The organism is Desulfovibrio sp. 86 (genome assembly GCF_902702915.1).
GTDB lineage: Bacteria > Desulfobacterota > Desulfovibrionia > Desulfovibrionales > Desulfovibrionaceae > Desulfovibrio.
On sequence record NZ_LR738849.1, the window covers coordinates 2,080,430 to 2,097,064 of the forward strand.

Below are 16,635 nucleotides of genomic sequence, written 5' to 3' on the forward strand. Positions count from 1 at the left end.
CACTAGGGACAAAAGAAGGTCATGCGCCAGGCAATCTTCACGAGTGCTGAAGAATGAAACGTATTGCCGATAAAAAAGCCAAGGGCTGGCATTACCTGTTATCGTCCTGGTAGGCAACCCGCTCAAAAACCTTGCGCCGGGGGGTAAGGCTGATGTGATAGTACTGGTTTTGGGGGATATAGATATAGGGGACGTCCTCACTGCGCTGGCGCAAAAAAAGTGACAGCAGCACCCGGTTGATGGCCTGATGGCCCACGATCACCAGGGGCGTGTCGCCAGCCAGAAAAAGGGCACGGCGCAGGCCGCGCTGCACGCGCTCGCCCAGCATGGCGTAACTCTCGCCATTGGGATAGGCATAGGAGAACTTGTTGGCATTGCGCCCGGCGGTAACCTGCGGCATTTTTTCGCGTATTTCGCTGTACAGCATGCCTTCGCAGTCACCGGCCCATATCTCGTTAAATTCCTTGAAGGCCATGATATGGGCAGCGGGGCGCTCGGCCAGCAGTGGCGCGGCCGTTTCGTGCGAGCGCAGCCGTGTGGACGTGAAAACCCAGTCAATTTCCTTATGGCGCATATGCCGCGCCAGGGCCTCGGCCTGAACGCGTCCTTTGGGCGTCAGGGGCGGATCGCCGCCGATGCGGCCGCGCACGTTGAATTCCGTTTGTCCGTGGCGCACAAGGTAAAGGCAGTGCACCCAGGCGCTGACCACAATTTCGCGTATGGCCGGGTAAAAGGGCGAGCCCTCGCAGGGGCGCTCGGCAAGAATCCTGTTGGCGGTGGAGTCCACGCAAAGCCAGAACTTTTCGTCCTCAAGAGGTTCATAGATCGTCTCATAGTAGCCGATGCGCTTCATAAAGCTTTGCAGCGCCTCTTCTTCGCTGTAGGCCGCGTATTCCGGCAGGGTGGTCTTGCGTCGGATGCAGGCCGTGAGCAAAAGCTGGTCTTCGTTGACGCACTCGACAAACAGCACGGGATAGTCGGTAAGCGTGCTTTCAATCATGCGGCGGCGGGCGCGGCTCACATTGGTGGCGTCCAGAATGGCTACCTCGCCCCCTTCGGCCAGCCAGTTGCGGGCCATGTCCATGTTGCGGCGGCAGATCATTTCGCGGGCTTCGCGGCCTGCGGCATTGTCAGGATTATAAAAATCGGGGTTGGTGGATTCCGCCCCCATAAGGGAGCGGCGCAGGTCGCCATTATTGAAAAGCTTGGCCTGAATATCCTCGGCCATAAGCCCGTCGCGGATGCGTCTGGCCAGGGTGGACTTGCCGCGCGCGGGCAGCCCCACCATGGCTACATAAAGTTTTTGCATATGCCCTCCACCTGACAGACTAGAGTAAAAGACCGTAAAACAAAAGCGGCGCGCAGGCGGCGCTGTAACCGTAACAATTATGGAGCTTATATGAAGACCATCGGCCTGCTTGGCGGCATGAGTTGGGAAAGTACGGTTTCCTATTACCAGATAATCAACCGCATTGTGAAACAGCGTCTCGGTGGTCTGCACTCGGCAAAGTGCCTGCTGTACAGCGTTGATTTTGCAGAAATTGAAGTCTGCCAGGCAGAGGGACGCTGGGACGATGCGGCGGCCATTCTGGTGGAGGCCGCCCGAAGCCTGGAGCGCGGCGGGGCCGATTTTCTGCTCATCTGCACCAACACCATGCACAAGGTGGCTCCAGAGGTGGCGGCGGGGGTCGGCATTCCCCTGCTGCATCTGGCGGAAGTCACGGCAGACGCGCTGCTGCGGCAAGGCATCGCCAAGGCGGCGCTGCTGGGCACGCGCTACACCATGGAGGAAGACTTTTACTGCGGCGTGCTGCGGCGGCGGGGCATAGAGGTGCTCATTCCCGAAGTTCAGGACAGGGCCATGATCAATGACGTGATTTTTCAGGAACTGTGCCTGGGTCGCATTGAAGACGCCTCACGGCGAAAATTGCTGTCTGTCATTGACGGGTTGCGCGAACGGGGCGCGCAGGGAGTGGTGCTCGGCTGCACGGAGATAGGTCTGCTGGTGCCTCCGCAGGACGGGGACTTTCCCCTGCTGGACACGACCGTGCTGCACGCCACCGCTGCTGCGGAGATGGCGCTGGCCCGCTGAAAACGTGTGCAACCAAGCGGGGCCTGTAAGAATTTTAGGGGGTGGGGGCGTGGGGGAGGAGACCCTTTGGCAAAAGGGTCCCTCCCCCGCAAATGCATTCTAAACAAACACCACTCTAGAGCAGTTTACGAATGAAATGAGTTAAATGCTCTAGTTGACAATGAGCTTCAAAAAGCGCTTTTTGCCGAGCTTGACCACGTACTGGCCAGCAGGCAGGGGGCTCAGGGCGTCTTCGCAGCGCTGGCCGTCAATGGCAAGCGCGCCTTCTTTCATGAGGCGTTTGGCTTCGCCGCGGCTTTTGACCAGACCCGCAGCCTCAAGAAAGGCGGGGGGCATGCTGTCGTCGCCGCTCTGGCACTGGTGTTCGGGCATATCGTCCGGCACGCCGCCCCCGGCAAAAACCGCATTGAAGCCCTGCTGGGCTTCGTCTGCGTCCTTGGGGCTGTGGTAGCGGCTGACCATCTCGTGGGCCAGGGCTTCCTTGGCGGCCTTGGGGTGTACTTCGCCCTTGGCCACGCTTTGTTTCAGGCTTGCGATGTCTTCAAGGCTTTTGGCGGAAAGCAGTTCGTAGTAGCGCCACATGAGTTCGTCGGAAACGGCCATGACCTTGCCGAAGATTTCAGAGGGCGCTTCGTCGATGCCGATGTAGTTGCCGTAGGACTTGGACATTTTGCGCACGCCGTCCGTGCCTTCCAGCAGGGGCATGGTAAGGATGCACTGGCTTTCAATGCCGTAGTGGGCCTGAAGGGTGCGGCCCACGAGCAGATTGAACTTCTGGTCGGTGCCGCCCATTTCCACGTCGCTCTTGAGGGCCACGGAGTCGTAGCCCTGGCAGAGCGGGTAGAGAAATTCGTGAATGGATATGGGGCGCTGCTCACGAAAGCGCTTCTCAAAGTCGTCGCGCTCCATCATGCGGGCCACGGTGTAGCTGGAGGCCAGTTTGATGAAGCCGGCGGCGTCCATTTTGCCAAGCCACGCCGAGTTGAAGGCCACCTCGGTCTTTTCGGGATCAAGAATTTTGAAGACCTGCTTTTTGTAGGTCTCGGCGTTGGACATCACCTGTTCTTCGGTGAGCGGGGGGCGGGTTTCGGAACGCCCCGACGGGTCGCCGATGCGGCCGGTGAAGTCGCCGATAAGAAAAACCACGTGATGGCCCAGCTCCTGGAAATGACGCATCTTGTGCATGACCACCGTGTGGCCGAGGTGCAGGTCGGGCGCGGTGGGGTCAAAACCCACCTTGATACGCAGGGGCGCGCCGCGAGCGATTTTTTTGCGCAATTCGTTTTCGTCAATCAGTTCGGCCACGCCGCGCTTAATGATTGCCATCTGGCGGTCGATATCGGTCATCACCCTGTCCTCATGTGCTGGCTGCGGTATACAGTGCTGTTGGTAAAAAACGCGGCACAGAACTGGGTTCTGTGCCTGCGCAGACTGACAAGGATACCCCCAAGATTGCTGGGGTGTCAAATTTTCACTGCCTATGCGGTCAACTTTTGCTCGCAACCAGAGGGGGTCAGGGCAATTTCGCTTTGAAGGGGCTCAGACGTTGGCGTGAGCGTACTGTGCGCATCGCAACGCGCGTGGATTCTGCCGAACTGAAGTCCTTGCGATGAAGACCCGCTAACGGCTACCGCAAATCGTATCTTCGGCAGAATAACACATTGAATTGTGGAGCATTTCAAAGGGGCTTTGATCTAGATGCCGAGCAGGGCGTAAACGCGGCTCTGGCTCAGTCCGCCATGAACCGAAAGCGCGGCGACATTATCCTGCGCAATCATGCTCAGGGTGTCGTCCATGACGGAGTCAACCTCGTGGTCTTCCAGCAGTTTGGGCGTGCTCAGGTTGACCACATCCTGCACTGCGGCGGGGGTGGAGCCGGAATCGTCCTTGTCGGGACGCGGAAACGAGATGGGGTGGAATGCATTGATGCCGGAAATTTCCATGGCGGTATCCTCTATGATGTGGCCGCGTGCGCGGGTGTGGTCAAACTTTCCGCCCTGGGCGGATGCCGGGAATTATGCAAGTTGGGTGCCATGAAAGTTGTGTGTATTTCTGACGGTTCCGGCCCGCACACATTGAAAGCGCTGGCGTTGCTGGTGTGGGCACGCGCATGAAGGCTTAGGCCGCTGGTCTGCCTGTTACGGGCCGTTATCCGGCGTTGTTGACGTGTGTAACTATAGGGAATGCAGGTTCTTGCTAGTGCATTTTCGCATTGGGAATATCCATTCTCGCGGCAGCCGTTGCTTGCAGGGCTGGCCTGAAGCTGCGCTTACGCCTCTGCGGCGGGCGTTTGCTCACGCAGCCGCCAGAGTAATTTCAAAGTGAAATTGCTCTAGTAGGGTGCACGCTCTGTGGGATCAGGCGCAAAAAGCCCGTTGGCGGCAGAATGACACTCGGCATGCCGGAGCGTTTGAAGCGGCTTCGGCGGCTGCGGCGAGGCTGCGGGGTAGACGCCATTGGGCGGCAGGCAGGATTTCAAGCAGGCAGCTCAGGCGGTCAGCAAAGCCTCATCGTCATCATCGGGATACTCATCAAGGCAGGCACGCAGGCGGTCAGAGCCCGAGGCAAGGATGTCGTTCCACTGGAGAGTCGGCCCAGGGAATTCCCAGTTGAGCTCTTCAGCAAATAAAAGGCGCAGCCCCGCGCCTTTTTCACACAGGTTGCGGGAAATGCCCATTTTTTTGGACAGAAAGATGTGGGGGGGCGCCGAGGCTGGCGATCTGCTGGGAACAATGAAGAACAGGTAGAAAATGTTGCCGGAACGGGAGTATTGGGCAATTTCTTCCGAGACGCAGGCGCACGCGCCGCCAGCGGAAAGGTTTACCAGGGGCAGGGGATTGGGCTGGCCGGAGTTGTAGTAAAGGGTCAGCAGATCGCGCAGTTCCGCTCTGGTGGAGGGCACTTCTTCAAGGGGCATGACCCCCGCAAGGCGGCTGCGCTCGTTGCTCCAGGGAACCCGCCTGTCACGGCGCATCTTGCGCGTGGAGCAGGTGTTGGCAAGGCGCAAAAAGAGGCTGCGCAGTTCGTTTTTTTCGTTGTAGCTGACTTCAAGCACCAGCCCTGCTCCCTGATAGCCAAGGCGAATCCTGCCGGAGGGCGTCTCTTCCTCAAGGCAAAAGAAATATTCGCAGGTATTTTCTTCAGATTTGCATTTTCCCTGCGTGATTTCCTTGTGGCGCACCACAAAATGCACTTCGCGACCCTCAACCTTGCGAAACCTGCCGTGCAAAAGCACGTCCGCAGGCTTGCCTTCGTGCAGAATGCAGCACCTGACGCGCACGTTTACCCTCTGCAGCATGGCATTGGTAAAGGCTTCCGCAAGGTCCGAGTTCCAAAGGCTGAAAGATTTGACGCTGATCATTTCGTTCTCATCTTGCGGCTACAGGCCCTGGTCGTTTCGCTGGGGGGAGAGACAGCCCGAAGCGTTTCATAAAGGGGAGGCGGTAATCATCATGAAGCGCGCGGAGACGTTTGTACAGGACTGGGAGACAGTTGTTGCTACGACAGGAAAACCTGTATGCTGTCAGATATTATATCAGAAAAGTTAGCAAGTTCTAGTATGACAAGTTTATCAGCTAGTCAATGAAGACCATTGTCCAATTTGTGGGAATGCAGCTAGCCTTTTGCATATAGTCAGTAATTATGCCCCGTTGACTGTACCGCAAAAAACAGGGCTCGCTGAAGCCAGAGCAGTTAACGAATGAAATACAGTAACGACTAGGTAAGGATTTTCATGAAAGTTCTTGCAGCGAATAGTAATTTGCGCTGTTAAGCGCCCAAGCGAGTGTGCCTTAAACTTTGCGAATGTATGTTCCCAAAGCTCATCTGCTCTAATGTGCAGTGCACAATACAAGGGCATGCTGTCATGTTGTTTCAAGCGAACAATGATTTTTATGCTTCGTCACATGACGCTTTTATCTTGAACGTATTTTTGCTGTTGTATGAGAACTTCATCTGTACCGCTTTACGGGAGAGTGAGCAAGCGAAACGGTATCATTAGCGCTTTTTACCCTTGAAAAAGGGCGCATGCTCTCATGCTGCACGAGAGTGCCGCACGCCACAATGCGGCGTGGATTCAGCCGGGAGAGCTTTTTTTGACTGAATGAAAATTCTGAAATGTAAAGCCTTCCAAAGGTACTCTGGTCTCATTGCGCTGCTGTGCGTCGCAAAGAGGCGCCGTGAACGTCAAGAATGCATATCTTTTGCGCGGATTCTGCCCGGCGGGCGGCGGGGGCGCCCTGATGCCTGTGAGCGTGTCCGCATGGCCAGGAGCTATGACCGGGGTGATGCCCGTAGTGATGCCCGGGGTTGAAACCAGCGCGCCATTGTTGCCGCGCGCGCCGGAAGGCGGGCACGTTTTCTGTTTGTGGCCTCAAGCATAAAAACGGGCTGCCCGTTGGGGCAGCCCGTCTGATGTTGTGGAACAGGGGCGTTTAGCTTTCCTGCTTTACCTTGGACTTGGTCATGGCCAGGCCCATGCCTTCAAAAAGTTCAAAGATGGCAAAGCCGTACCACAGGGTATAGAGCACGTAGAAGATGAGCATGGCGCTCATGAGAATGAGGTGCTCGGAAACCTTGGCGGGCGGCACGCTGAAGAAGTTGTTGCCCGGTTCAATGGCGCGACGCAGCACGTTGTCAACGACCTGGGCTTCGCCAATCTTGTACTGCTTCTGCAGTTCCTTGATGCAGGGCGAAAGCACGTACCACCACGCAGCCGCGACCTTGAGGGCGGGCTGGCCGTCGTACTTCTGCGAAACGGCGTCGGCATTGTTGTTGTACAGATTGTCGGCGTCATCGGTGGCCGAGGTCAGGATGAGGCCGAGATCCCCGGAGAAGCTGACCTTGCCGTCTTCAACGCGCACGTCAGTGGCGCCGGATTTTTCAAGCACCGCGCCGGCCAGGGCAGCGAGGGCCGCTTTCTTGAGCTTGACCGTAAGCTGAATGGACTTGCCATCGACTGTCTTGACGCTGTTACGCACGCCGGGAATGAAGTAGGAGGAGCCCTTGGACAGTTCATTGAACACGTTGTCCGCGTATTGCAGACCGGTCATATGATTGCCGAGTTCATCCTTCATGAGGGGCAAGAGCATGACGCCAAACAGTATCAGAAACGAAATCAGCAGCAGGCAGCCACGGATAAAGGGCGCTTTAGCATGTACGAGCATAATCAGGCCTCCCCTCTGAGCTTGCCGATGTTAAAGAAGAACTTGCTGAAAACCCAGAGACCGAAGAATGCCACAACGACCCAGAAAACCACGTTGCCGACATCTTCGATAATGCCCACAAGACTGGGCGACCAGTGCAGCACTTCCATTTCCACCAGCTTTTTGGGCAGGGTGGCTGCGCGGTTGATGAAACCGGCAATGATGGAAATGGCGTAGAAGCCGCGGATGTGGATGCCCTTGACCACCTTGGTGGTCAGAGCGCCGACCTGGATGCCCAGCAGCGAGCCGAGCAGCATGCCGATGGCCAGGGTGTAGAACACGTAGCCGTAAATGGCGTACTGACCGATGGCGGCAAAACCGGCGGTAAAGATGATCTGCAGAATATCGGTGCCCACTGTGGTCATGGAGGACACGCCGAAGATGTACACGAACATGGGGAAGGTGACGAAGCCGCCGCCCACGCCCATGATGGCGGCCAGCAGGCCCACAAAGACGCCGCCAGCGGCGACGATCCAGCCGGAAATGCGGCGGCCGCCGGGCACGAGGTCTTCATCAAAGGAGATCATGGGGGGCATGCGCAGGCCCTGAAGCTTCACGGCAAGACCGGTCATGCCGGAGCTGCCGCCGTGCGCGTCCTGACTGGCGGCAGCGCCGCCGCGTGAACTCTTCAAAAAGTCAAACAGGGCGTAAAAGCCGAGAAAGCCCAGCAACACGGCGTAAATACTGCTGATGAACAATTCGGAGAGCAGGGGGTCGGCGTTGTAAAGGCCCTTGTTGATGGCGCCGCCGATAAATGTTCCGATAATGGACCCGGCCAGAAAGGCCACGGCCAGTTTGCCCGACACGTTGCCAAGCTTTTTGTGCACCGTGGTGCCCATGATGGCCTTGGCGAAAATGTGGAACAGGTCGGTGCCCACCGCCAGGATGCCTTTGACGCCCACGGCCATAAGCGCCGGGGTGATGATGAAACCGCCGCCAGCGCCGATACACCCGGTGATGAGACCGGCGGCAAGGCCCACGGCTATGGAAGCCAGAAAAATGTTAGTGGTGTAAAAGGCGGGCGCGTAGGCGCTTTTGCCGCCCAGCATTTCGTGGTACTCATAAGCCTCCGCCAGGCAACCCGCAAGAATCGGCACTGCCAGCGCCAGAATCAGCAGCAGCTTTTTGCGGTTCTTGAGAATGGAGGTCGATACCTCCAGATCCCATTTCGCGTAGGCTTGTGAGCCGCTCAGCAGAAACTCGTACACTTGTCTGCCAAAACTCATACTCTCCTCCAATACGATTGTGGCCGGCCAACGGCCGTAGGTCATGGCCCCAACAATGACGTGTACAGACGCCTATGGCTGCGCGGCGCGCCCCGGTGCAGCCAAAGTGTTGTTAACTGGTGGTTTTTCCATGGTAAAATGGAAAAGGCCAATTTTCTCCCATACACGGAGCTACCGTGACACATTCTTTTGTTTTTGTAAAAGAAATTTATCACGAGCGACAGTTTTTTGTGACTTGCGGGGAGAAAATGCCCCCATTGCAGGTCACTTTTGGAGTAATCAATCCAAGCGGTTGGTGTAAAAGAACAAAAATACGCACCTTCTTGCTCGGTTTCGTGATGTTTTGCGTGTCTCGCCGCAGCATTGTGAAAAAAGACACATGGCTATTTTTTTGCAAGCCCCTGGCTTTGCCCGAATATGATCAGTTCCAGCCAGTCCAGGGCAAAGTTCAGGGCCGCCACGTCACCGTCAAGGCTGTCTTCCATAACGGCTGTTTTGCGCGCCTCGTCAATGGCCACATGGCTGAAGATGTTCATGGCGCTGATGAGTTCGCGGAATTTGTCGATCTGAAAAAGGCAGAGCACGGCCGTGGTGGCCATGCGCGACTCAAGGGGTTTGCCGGTAGCGCGCACCATGGCCATCAGGCGCATATAGCGGTCATTGGCCTCATTGAAGGGCTGCAGCTCTTCATTTTTCATCCACTGCTGCGGGGTGCGGCTGGTGCCCTTGTCAAACCCCCGGCAATGGGACTCGCGCACGATAAAAAAGCGTTCGGCTACGCCATCGGCGGCCATTTTTGTACCGCGCCCGATGGGGTAGTAGCGACACGCGCCCGGCCTGTCCTCGTAGACGGAACAGCCCGCAGGCGTCACAAAGGGGCAGGGTTCATCCGGGCCGTCCAGCATGCGCAGCATGGGCAGGGGAAAGCCCGTGTCAGGGAATGAGCGCAAGGTGGTAAAGGTGTTGAGAAAAACATCGCTGGCCATGCCCAGATGGCGGCGCAGGCGCGAAATGTCGTAGGGGGTGAGCGGCAGGGTGAGCTCCGCGCAGCAGCGATTGAAGCAGGGCACCTCGGGGTTGCAGTCAAAGCAGAAGGTTTCGTCAGGGCCAAGCTCGGGCAGGTTGTCGATAAAATCGCGGCTCGCGTCTTTACTCATGGGGGCTCCTTGTGGGACGGGGGATTGCGGGCGGCACGGCTGCCGCAAGAATGCCGCAAGTGTGCAGTGGATGTGACGTTGCTGTGCCGTAAGTGCGCAGCAGATGCGCATGTGCAGTCAGCGGCAAAAAAGAGAAGGGCGGCCCGCGTCATTCGGCGGGCCGCCCTTGGCATACTGCTAGATGACCTTGTTCAGGGCGTACTCGATAATGCCTTCGGCACCAGCCTCGCGCAGGCGCGGGATAAGGTCGCGCACCACGTCGATCTGCACCACGGACTCGACCGAGAGCCATTTTTCGTCCCGCAGGGGGGACACCGTGGGGGAGTTGAGCGACGGCAGCATTTCAAGAATGGCCGCCAGGTTGTCCGCCGGGGCGTTCATCTTGAGGGCCACCAGATTTTCTGCCCGCAGGGCGCCCTGAAGCAGCAGGTCAAGCTGCTCGATCTTGGCGCGTTTGCGCGGGTCGGCCCAGGCGTCCCTGTTGGCGATGAGCACAGGGTAGGAGACCATGACCTCGTCAATGATGCGCAGGCCGTGGGCGCGAATGGTGGTGCCGGTTTCGGTCACTTCCACAATGCCGTCGGCAAGCCCTTCCACCACCTTGGCCTCGGTGGCGCCCCAAGAATAGAATACGTCCACATTGACGCCGGCTTTTTCAAAATAGCGGCGCGTCATGCCTTCAAGTTCGGTGGCAATGCGCTTGCCAGCGAGGTCGGCGGCGCAGTGGTAGGGGGCGTCGCCCGCCACGGCCAGCACCCAGCGGCAGGGCCTGTTGGAGGTCTTGGAGTACACAAGGTCGGAAATGCGCACGACCTTGTCTTCGTGATTGCGCTCGGCAAGCCAGTCAAGCCCGGTGATGCCCACGTCCAGCACGCCCGCCTCGATGTATTCCCCGATTTCCTGTACGCGGCACAGGGATGCCGTAATTTCGGGGTCATTGATGTCGGGAAAATAGTTGCGCGTATGCTTGCGGATTTTCCAGCCTGCGCGCTCAAAAAGATTGATAGTGGCTTCTTCCAGCGAACCCTTGGGCACGCCCAGCTTGATGATGGGCTTTGTATCCGCGCTCATGTTGCAGTCCTTATTTTACGCCGTAAACTTTTTCAGGGTCAAAAACCATTGGGGCGCACAGGTTTGCTGCGCCGTCCTTCCATTCGCGATAAAAACAGGTGCGCCGGCCCGTATGGCAGGCCGCGCCGCCCACCTGCTCCACCAGCAGAAGTACCGTGTCATTGTCACAATCCAGTCGCAAAGCGCAGACCTTCTGCACATGGCCGGAAGTGCCGCCCTTGTGCCAGAGTTCCTTGCGGCTGCGGCTCCAGTAATGGGCCTCGCCGGTCTCAAGGGTTTTGCGCCAGGCCTCTTCATTCATATAGGCCAGCATCAGCACCTCGCCTGTGGCGTGGTCCTGCGCGATGGCGGGCAGAAGGCCCTTGCTGAAGTCGGGCGCAAAATCCGCGCCGGGAAGGGCTGCGGGCGTTTGTTCCGGGGCTTTCATACACACTCCTTGAGCAGATTACCTTTGAAATGCTTTATATTTCAAAGCGTTCATACAGCCGAAAAATGCGATTTGCGGCTGTATCCACGCCACGTTGCGGCGTTAGAGCATTTACTCTTTTTGAAAGGTAAAATGCTCCAGAAAAAGCGGTGCCATGAGCCGTGGGCAGTGCGCGCGCGGCGGTCGTGGTCGGCAAAGGGATTAAATCTAACCAGAAGCGCCATGAGACGCAAGCAAAGCCTGTATGGCGGTATAGGCCGCAGGGGGCCGCAGCCATTACAGAGCGCGCAAAAAATGTTTTTGGCGGAAAAAGTGTTGCGTCACTGCATGTGGCTCTTATCTGTATCGTGTGGGCAGGCCGCACGTTGCAGTTTGCCCTGAAGCCGTTTTACGGCGCAAGTGCTCCCTTATTGCGGGATGCGTACCTCGCCCCCGGCGTATGCGCAGCCTGTCTGCACTGTTGTGCGCCCCGGCGGCGTTGCAAGGCCGTTGCGGATGTACATGCGTAGCGGTACACTGTTCGTGCAGTGTGCCTGTGCCGGATGATCGCCAGCCGCGTCATGCACAGGGTCTGCTCTGGGGCGGGCCGCGTGGGTGGACAGCCTGTATGCGAGGTTACGTGCCCCATGCATGCCCCATTCTTGGTTCATTCACCGCCCGGATCCAGGCAACTTGCGCAATTTACCGCGCTATGGCATGTTCGTCCGTTAGCGAATCATATTTAATGGCGGAATGCCGCCGGGAATAATATATGCCAGAACATCAATTGCCCACCGACCCCGACACAGCCTCCGCAACAGCGAAAGACGCGCCGTCTGACGTCGCTGCCGCGCCCCTTGAGGGCATATCCGTCAGTGAGCCCGAAGACGCGCTGCCGCGCGTAACCCTGGACGATCTGCCCCAGGTCATGCGTGAAGCCTGCGCCCGCGCCGGCTGGCAGGGGCTTATGCCCGTTCAGTCTCTGGCATTCCCCTATCTGCTGGAAGGGCGCGACATCATGGTGCAGTCGCGCACCGGCAGCGGCAAGACCGGCTGCTACCTTTTGCCCATGCTGCCCCGGCTGTCCGCCGACCTCAAAGCGTCGCAGGCCCTTGTGCTGGCCCCCACGCGGGAACTGGCCGTGCAGGTCGAGCGCGAGGCCGCCACACTGTTCGAGGGCACGGGCATTGTCACTGTCGCCGTTTACGGCGGCGTGGGCTACAAAAAACAGATGGACGCCCTGCGTGACGGAGCCCAGCTCATCGTGGGCACTCCCGGCCGCGTGCTGGACCATTTGCTGCGCCGCACCCTTGACCTCAAGGACTTGCGCGAACTGGTTTTCGACGAGGCCGACCGCATGCTCTCCATCGGGTTTTACCCGGACATGAAGGAGATACAGCGCTATCTGCCCCGGCGGCCCATCCATACCTGCCTGTTTTCGGCCACGTATCCTCCGCACGTGCTCAAGCTGGCCGGAGAGTTCATGGCCGCACCGGCCATGCTTTCCCTTTCGCAAAAAGAAGTGCACGTGGCCGAGGTGCAGCACCTCTTCTGCGAAGTGAAGCCCATGGATAAAGACCGCGCCCTGGTGCGGCTGCTGGAAACGGAAAACCCCGCTTCGGCCATCATTTTTTGCAATACCAAGGCCAACGTCCACTATGTGACGGGGGTCTTGCAGGGCTTCGGCTACAGCGCCGACGAGCTTTCCGCCGACCTTTCCCAGTCCCGGCGTGAGGCCGTGCTGGAAAAGATCCGCCAGGGCAAGCTCCAGTACCTGGTGGCCACGGACGTTGCCGCGCGCGGCATTGATATCCCCGAACTGTCGCACGTGTTCCTGTACGAGCCGCCCGAAGATCACGAAAGCTACATCCACCGCGCTGGCCGCACGGGCCGCGCCGGAGCCGCAGGCACGGTTATTTCCCTGGTGGACGTCATGCAGCGCATGGAACTTGACCGCATCGCCAAGCACTACAAGATCGGCCTCATCCCCCTGCCCTTGCCCACGGACGAGGATGTGGCCCGCGTGGCGGGAGCCCGCCTGACAGCCATTCTTGAAGGACGTTTTCGCAATCTCACGGGCCTTGAGCGCATGCGCGTGGCCCGCTATACCCAACTGGCGCGCGACCTCGCGTCCGAAGGGGGGGATGACGAGGACAGCGCCCTGCTGCTGGCCATGCTGCTGGATTCGGCCCATCAGGAAAGCCTGCGTGAAAACCGCTTTCCCGATCCGTCTTCCCCCAGCTCCGCAGGTCAGAACGGCGGTTCGCGTCACGGTTCCGGCCGTGGCGGTTCAGGTAGCCGTGGCGGCAGAAGTTCCAGGGGCGGTAATGTCGGGAACAGCGATCGCAGCGAACGTGGCGACCGCAGTGACCGTGGCGAACGTGGCGCCCGCAGTGAACGTGGCGAGACCGCCAGCGGAGAAAGCGCGGAGGCCCGCTCGGGCAGACGCCGCCGTTCTTCGCGCCGCCGTGACGGCGAACAGGGCAGGGATGCCGGGGACACTGCGCCCCGGAATGAGCAAGGCAAAACGGACAGCGCTGAATAAGCCGACGGAGTTGTATGCGTCATATGGACGGCACACCGGGACCAGCTTCTGAAACCACATCCCCGGAAATGGCGACACCCGCCGTTCTTTCCGACACCATGCGGCAGGCTCTGGATAATTTCATGGCCTTGTATGAAGACGCGGATTTTACTGTGGAACTGGCCTATCTGGGCGTGGGGCGCATGCAGTTTTTGCGCCGCCGCCAGATGCTGCTTGAGCTGCGCGGGCTGTACATGGCCCTTTGGCGGCTGGCATTGGCCAAGTCTTTTCCGCAGGACGCGGACCTCATGTTTGACACGTTTTTGCGGGAATACGCCGCAAAGAACAGGGACAGGGCCAGCGCCCGCGTGCTGACGCGGGGACGCGAGTACTGGGGCATGCTGGAGCCCATGGGTGACGGCGACTTCAGTGACGTGGCGCGCCACCTGACCTCCTTTTTCTCCAGGACAGAAATGGGCGCCAAGAGCGTCAATCTCAAGCTCGTGCTGCACATCCGCAAACTTTACAAACATATATTTGACAGGCTTATATAAGGCCGTTGCGCGTGGGCCCGGCAGTCCGGGTCTTTTGCCGTGCGGGTATTTGCCTTGGAACCGGCAGACATGAATATTGCACATTCCATTGAAGAGCTTACTTTTCTTGAGGCCAGCGGCCTCACCATAGGCAACTTTGACGGCGTACACCTTGGGCATCAGGCGCTCATACGGCATACGCTGGATGTGTGCGCCGGAGAAAAGCTGACGCCCGTGGTCATGACGTTCTGGCCGCATCCGCGTCAGGTGGTCATGCCCCAGCGTGGGCATATGCCTCTGACCACGCGCGAAGAACGCTTTGCCCTGCTGGAAGCCCTTGGCGTGGAGCATGTGCTGGAACTACCCTTTACTCCCGAACTGGCCGCTCATGACGCCAACAGCTTTGTGCGGGAATTTCTTGCGCCGCTGCACCTGCGCCACCTGATCGTCGGCTATGACTTTTCCCTGGGGCGCGATCGGGGCGGGCATGTGGAGACGCTGCGCCGCCTGGGCGCGGACGCGGGTTTTTGCGTGGAGCAGCTGTCGCCTGTGGTTGTGGACGGCACAGTGGTGAGTTCAACAACGCTGCGCGCGCTTATCGGCGAGGGCAACGTGCGTGAGGCCGCCCGCCTGCTGGGGCGCTTTCACGGGTTCAGCGGCATCGTCGTGCACGGCGACGGGCGCGGAGCCGGTCTGGGCTTTCCCACGGCCAATCTGGCCCGCCCGCAGGTGGTCATTCCCACCGAGGGCGTCTACGCAACCCTTGCCACGCCTGCCGATGCCGACGGCCATACCTGGCCCGCAGTGACCTGCATAGGACGCAAACCCACCTTCGGCGACAATGAACTCACCGTGGAAACCTTTTTGCTTGAAGGCGGACGGGATTTTTACGGTCAGGCCATGCGTCTGGATTTTGTGGATCATTTGCGTGGGGAAGAGCGTTTTGACTCCGTGGAGGCCCTCAAGGCGCAGATCGCGGCCGACGTTGACCACGCGCGCCGCATCCTGGCCGCCTTCATCCGTCTGTAGGAACACGGGTGGCTTTTGGGCCAGCATGGGGGTATGATTGAGGCATGATACGCGCTGATCTGCATAACCACACCCTTGCCGCTCACGGACGCGACACCGTGGCCGCCATGTACGAGGCCGCTCTGGGCAGTCATCTGGAGTGGTACGGTCTCTCCGAACATTCGCCCCTGCCGCCCGGCTACGCCTGCCCGCTGTATACCGGCGATCTCACTGTAACTTTTCCCGCTTACGTGGATGCCGTGCTGGCCCTCAAGGAAAGCGCGCCGACCGATGGGCCGCGCGTTCTGCTCGGCATGGAACTGGATTGGCTGCCCGTCAATGCGCCCTGGATGCGGAAGATTCTGGGTCACTATCCCTTTGACTACGTTATCGGCGGCCTGCATTTCGTGCAGGACGTGCCTGTGGGTTCGCCGCGCAGCTGGGGAGAAGGCATTGCCCTGCCGCAGCGCTTTGCGCGCTATGCCGCCTATTATGAAGAAATGGCCCGCCTGGCCGCCAGCGGTCTGGTGGATGTGGTCGCCCATCCGGATTTTATCAAGGTCTGCTGCTATGACGATTTTCAGGCATGGCTCAAACAGCCCGGCAGTCTTGATCTCATAGCTGGCGCTCTTACCGCCATGCGCGACTCCGATACGGCCATGGAAGTTTCCTCCGCCGGACTGCGCAAATCCTTTCATGAGCCGTATCCCGGCCCCGCCATAATGGAAATCGCCGCTGACCTTGGGCTGACCATCAGTTTCGGCTCCGACGCCCACGCCGCCAGCGAAACCGTATCCCACTTCGAAGAACTGGCTCGCTACGCTCGCAGCTACGGGTTCAAAAATAACCGTATCGCTGTAGCGCGTGAGAAGATACTGCTCGATTTTTAGGGCTGCCGTTAACTAATTCTTTCGTAAATCTGGCTGTGTCAAAAGGCCATTTTGTACTTCGGGCATGTACCGTAAGAGTATGCTCCGTGAAAAAACAGGGCTTGTCCTCTGAGAGGTGGGTGTTGTGCCCTGCGGGCACGGAGGCTTTTTTTCTTTATGTTGTTTGGGCCGCCTCCGGCGGGGGCAAGGCGGGGCCGGTTATGGGGCTGCGCCCCCTTCTCGGCCCCCCTTGCATCCCCCCCGAAGCACCCCCCTGGGGTTTTCCCATATCCATTATCCCGCGAGGGCTGCGCGGCTGCTGCTCCGGGAGCTTCCTCGCTCCGCTCGGCGATCTCCCTGCGCGCCGCGCAATGCCAGCGTGCGTCTTCGCGCTGCATGAGGGCTTGGGGGCGTCGTGTTGACGGTATGGAGCTTCGGGAATGGCGGGTTATTGTTGGGGAAAGCACGTTGTGGTGAGGGGGTATACGTAGCTGCGGTTTATGGAGAATCAAGCCGAGCTTGTCCTCTGAGAGGTGGGTGTTGCG

15 protein-coding genes are annotated in these 16,635 nt (G+C 58.9%); 5 read left to right on the forward strand and 10 right to left on the reverse strand.

Translation table 11 applies throughout. The annotated features are described in order from the left end of the window. Positions 1 to 91: 91 nt before the first annotated feature. Positions 92 to 1,309, reverse strand: coding sequence for a bifunctional nucleoside/nucleotide kinase/histidine phosphatase family protein (locus DESU86_RS08460; RefSeq protein ID WP_179980651.1), 1,218 nt, complete (start codon positions 1,307 to 1,309; stop codon positions 92 to 94). Between the two features lie 90 nt (positions 1,310 to 1,399). Here DESU86_RS08460 and DESU86_RS08465 point away from each other — a divergent pair, with 90 nt between their 5' ends. Beyond that, positions 1,400 to 2,092, forward strand: coding sequence for an aspartate/glutamate racemase family protein (locus DESU86_RS08465; protein ID WP_179980652.1), 693 nt, complete (start codon positions 1,400 to 1,402; stop codon positions 2,090 to 2,092). A 150-nt stretch (positions 2,093 to 2,242) separates the two neighbouring features. On the opposite strand, the gene tyrS is transcribed toward DESU86_RS08465, so the two are convergent. The 9 genes from tyrS to DESU86_RS08510 form a co-directional block, all read right to left on the reverse strand. Then, complete coding sequence (tyrS, locus tag DESU86_RS08470) at positions 2,243 to 3,439, reverse strand: tyrosine--tRNA ligase (protein WP_179980653.1); 1,197 nt, start codon at positions 3,437 to 3,439, stop codon at positions 2,243 to 2,245. A gap of 347 nt (positions 3,440 to 3,786) precedes the next feature. Then, complete coding sequence (locus tag DESU86_RS08475) at positions 3,787 to 4,035, reverse strand: hypothetical protein (protein WP_179980654.1); 249 nt, start codon at positions 4,033 to 4,035, stop codon at positions 3,787 to 3,789. A gap of 545 nt (positions 4,036 to 4,580) precedes the next feature. Beyond that, positions 4,581 to 5,453 carry a hypothetical protein gene (locus DESU86_RS08480; RefSeq protein WP_179980655.1) on the reverse strand — a complete coding sequence of 291 codons (873 nt, stop codon included), beginning with the start codon at positions 5,451 to 5,453 and terminating at the stop codon, positions 4,581 to 4,583. A gap of 1,072 nt (positions 5,454 to 6,525) precedes the next feature. Further along, positions 6,526 to 7,257 (reverse strand): hypothetical protein, encoded by a 732-nt coding sequence (locus tag DESU86_RS08485; RefSeq protein ID WP_179980656.1) that lies wholly within the window; start codon positions 7,255 to 7,257, stop codon positions 6,526 to 6,528. A gap of 2 nt (positions 7,258 to 7,259) precedes the next feature. Continuing rightward, the gene (locus tag DESU86_RS08490; RefSeq protein WP_179980657.1) at positions 7,260 to 8,522 is read right to left on the reverse strand and encodes a sulfite exporter TauE/SafE family protein; all 1,263 of its coding nucleotides are present in this window, start codon (positions 8,520 to 8,522) and stop codon (positions 7,260 to 7,262) included. A 383-nt stretch (positions 8,523 to 8,905) separates the two neighbouring features. Next, positions 8,906 to 9,679: a YkgJ family cysteine cluster protein gene (locus DESU86_RS08495; RefSeq protein ID WP_179980658.1), complete on the reverse strand. Its 774-nt coding sequence runs from the start codon at positions 9,677 to 9,679 to the stop codon at positions 8,906 to 8,908. 177 nt (positions 9,680 to 9,856) lie between these two features. Beyond that, positions 9,857 to 10,750 carry an ATP phosphoribosyltransferase gene (gene hisG, locus DESU86_RS08500; RefSeq protein ID WP_179980659.1) on the reverse strand — a complete coding sequence of 298 codons (894 nt, stop codon included), beginning with the start codon at positions 10,748 to 10,750 and terminating at the stop codon, positions 9,857 to 9,859. Positions 10,751 to 10,760: 10 nt separating this feature from the next. Further along, positions 10,761 to 11,177 carry a phosphoribosyl-AMP cyclohydrolase gene (gene hisI / locus DESU86_RS08505; RefSeq protein WP_179980660.1) on the reverse strand — a complete coding sequence of 139 codons (417 nt, stop codon included), beginning with the start codon at positions 11,175 to 11,177 and terminating at the stop codon, positions 10,761 to 10,763. 407 nt (positions 11,178 to 11,584) lie between these two features. Next, entirely contained in the window at positions 11,585 to 11,827 is a 243-nt protein-coding gene (locus DESU86_RS08510) for a hypothetical protein (protein WP_179980661.1), read from the reverse strand. Between the two features lie 101 nt (positions 11,828 to 11,928). On the opposite strand from DESU86_RS08510, the gene DESU86_RS08515 reads away from it, so the two are divergent. From DESU86_RS08515 to DESU86_RS08530, 4 genes are all read left to right on the forward strand, one after another. Beyond that, positions 11,929 to 13,701: a DEAD/DEAH box helicase gene (locus tag DESU86_RS08515; protein WP_179980662.1), complete on the forward strand. Its 1,773-nt coding sequence runs from the start codon at positions 11,929 to 11,931 to the stop codon at positions 13,699 to 13,701. A 14-nt stretch (positions 13,702 to 13,715) separates the two neighbouring features. Beyond that, positions 13,716 to 14,234 carry a hypothetical protein gene (locus DESU86_RS08520; protein ID WP_179980663.1) on the forward strand — a complete coding sequence of 173 codons (519 nt, stop codon included), beginning with the start codon at positions 13,716 to 13,718 and terminating at the stop codon, positions 14,232 to 14,234. Between the two features lie 69 nt (positions 14,235 to 14,303). Further along, on the forward strand, positions 14,304 to 15,242 hold the full coding sequence (locus DESU86_RS08525; protein WP_179980664.1) for a bifunctional riboflavin kinase/FAD synthetase: 939 nt from the start codon (positions 14,304 to 14,306) through the stop codon (positions 15,240 to 15,242). A 44-nt stretch (positions 15,243 to 15,286) separates the two neighbouring features. After that, a complete protein-coding gene (locus tag DESU86_RS08530; protein WP_179980665.1) occupies positions 15,287 to 16,111 on the forward strand; it encodes a histidinol-phosphatase in 825 nt (274 codons plus the stop codon). Positions 16,112 to 16,635: the final 524 nt, after the last annotated feature.

What these genes read in the sequence shown, in the direction of transcription:
- DESU86_RS08460 (WP_179980651.1), bottom strand. Translation starts at nt 1,309, where the DNA reads ATGCAAAAACTTTATGTAGCCATGGTGGGGCTGCCCGCGCGCGGCAAG.
- DESU86_RS08465 (WP_179980652.1), top strand. Translation starts at nt 1,400, where the DNA reads ATGAAGACCATCGGCCTGCTTGGCGGCATGAGTTGGGAAAGTACGGTT.
- tyrS (WP_179980653.1), bottom strand. Translation starts at nt 3,439, where the DNA reads ATGACCGATATCGACCGCCAGATGGCAATCATTAAGCGCGGCGTGGCC.
- DESU86_RS08475 (WP_179980654.1), bottom strand. Translation starts at nt 4,035, where the DNA reads ATGGAAATTTCCGGCATCAATGCATTCCACCCCATCTCGTTTCCGCGT.
- DESU86_RS08480 (WP_179980655.1), bottom strand. Translation starts at nt 5,453, where the DNA reads ATGATCAGCGTCAAATCTTTCAGCCTTTGGAACTCGGACCTTGCGGAA.
- DESU86_RS08485 (WP_179980656.1), bottom strand. Translation starts at nt 7,257, where the DNA reads ATGCTCGTACATGCTAAAGCGCCCTTTATCCGTGGCTGCCTGCTGCTG.
- DESU86_RS08490 (WP_179980657.1), bottom strand. Translation starts at nt 8,522, where the DNA reads ATGAGTTTTGGCAGACAAGTGTACGAGTTTCTGCTGAGCGGCTCACAA.
- DESU86_RS08495 (WP_179980658.1), bottom strand. Translation starts at nt 9,679, where the DNA reads ATGAGTAAAGACGCGAGCCGCGATTTTATCGACAACCTGCCCGAGCTT.
- hisG (WP_179980659.1), bottom strand. Translation starts at nt 10,750, where the DNA reads ATGAGCGCGGATACAAAGCCCATCATCAAGCTGGGCGTGCCCAAGGGT.
- hisI (WP_179980660.1), bottom strand. Translation starts at nt 11,177, where the DNA reads ATGAAAGCCCCGGAACAAACGCCCGCAGCCCTTCCCGGCGCGGATTTT.
- DESU86_RS08510 (WP_179980661.1), bottom strand. Translation starts at nt 11,827, where the DNA reads ATGAACCAAGAATGGGGCATGCATGGGGCACGTAACCTCGCATACAGG.
- DESU86_RS08515 (WP_179980662.1), top strand. Translation starts at nt 11,929, where the DNA reads ATGCCAGAACATCAATTGCCCACCGACCCCGACACAGCCTCCGCAACA.
- DESU86_RS08520 (WP_179980663.1), top strand. Translation starts at nt 13,716, where the DNA reads ATGCGTCATATGGACGGCACACCGGGACCAGCTTCTGAAACCACATCC.
- DESU86_RS08525 (WP_179980664.1), top strand. Translation starts at nt 14,304, where the DNA reads ATGAATATTGCACATTCCATTGAAGAGCTTACTTTTCTTGAGGCCAGC.
- DESU86_RS08530 (WP_179980665.1), top strand. Translation starts at nt 15,287, where the DNA reads ATGATACGCGCTGATCTGCATAACCACACCCTTGCCGCTCACGGACGC.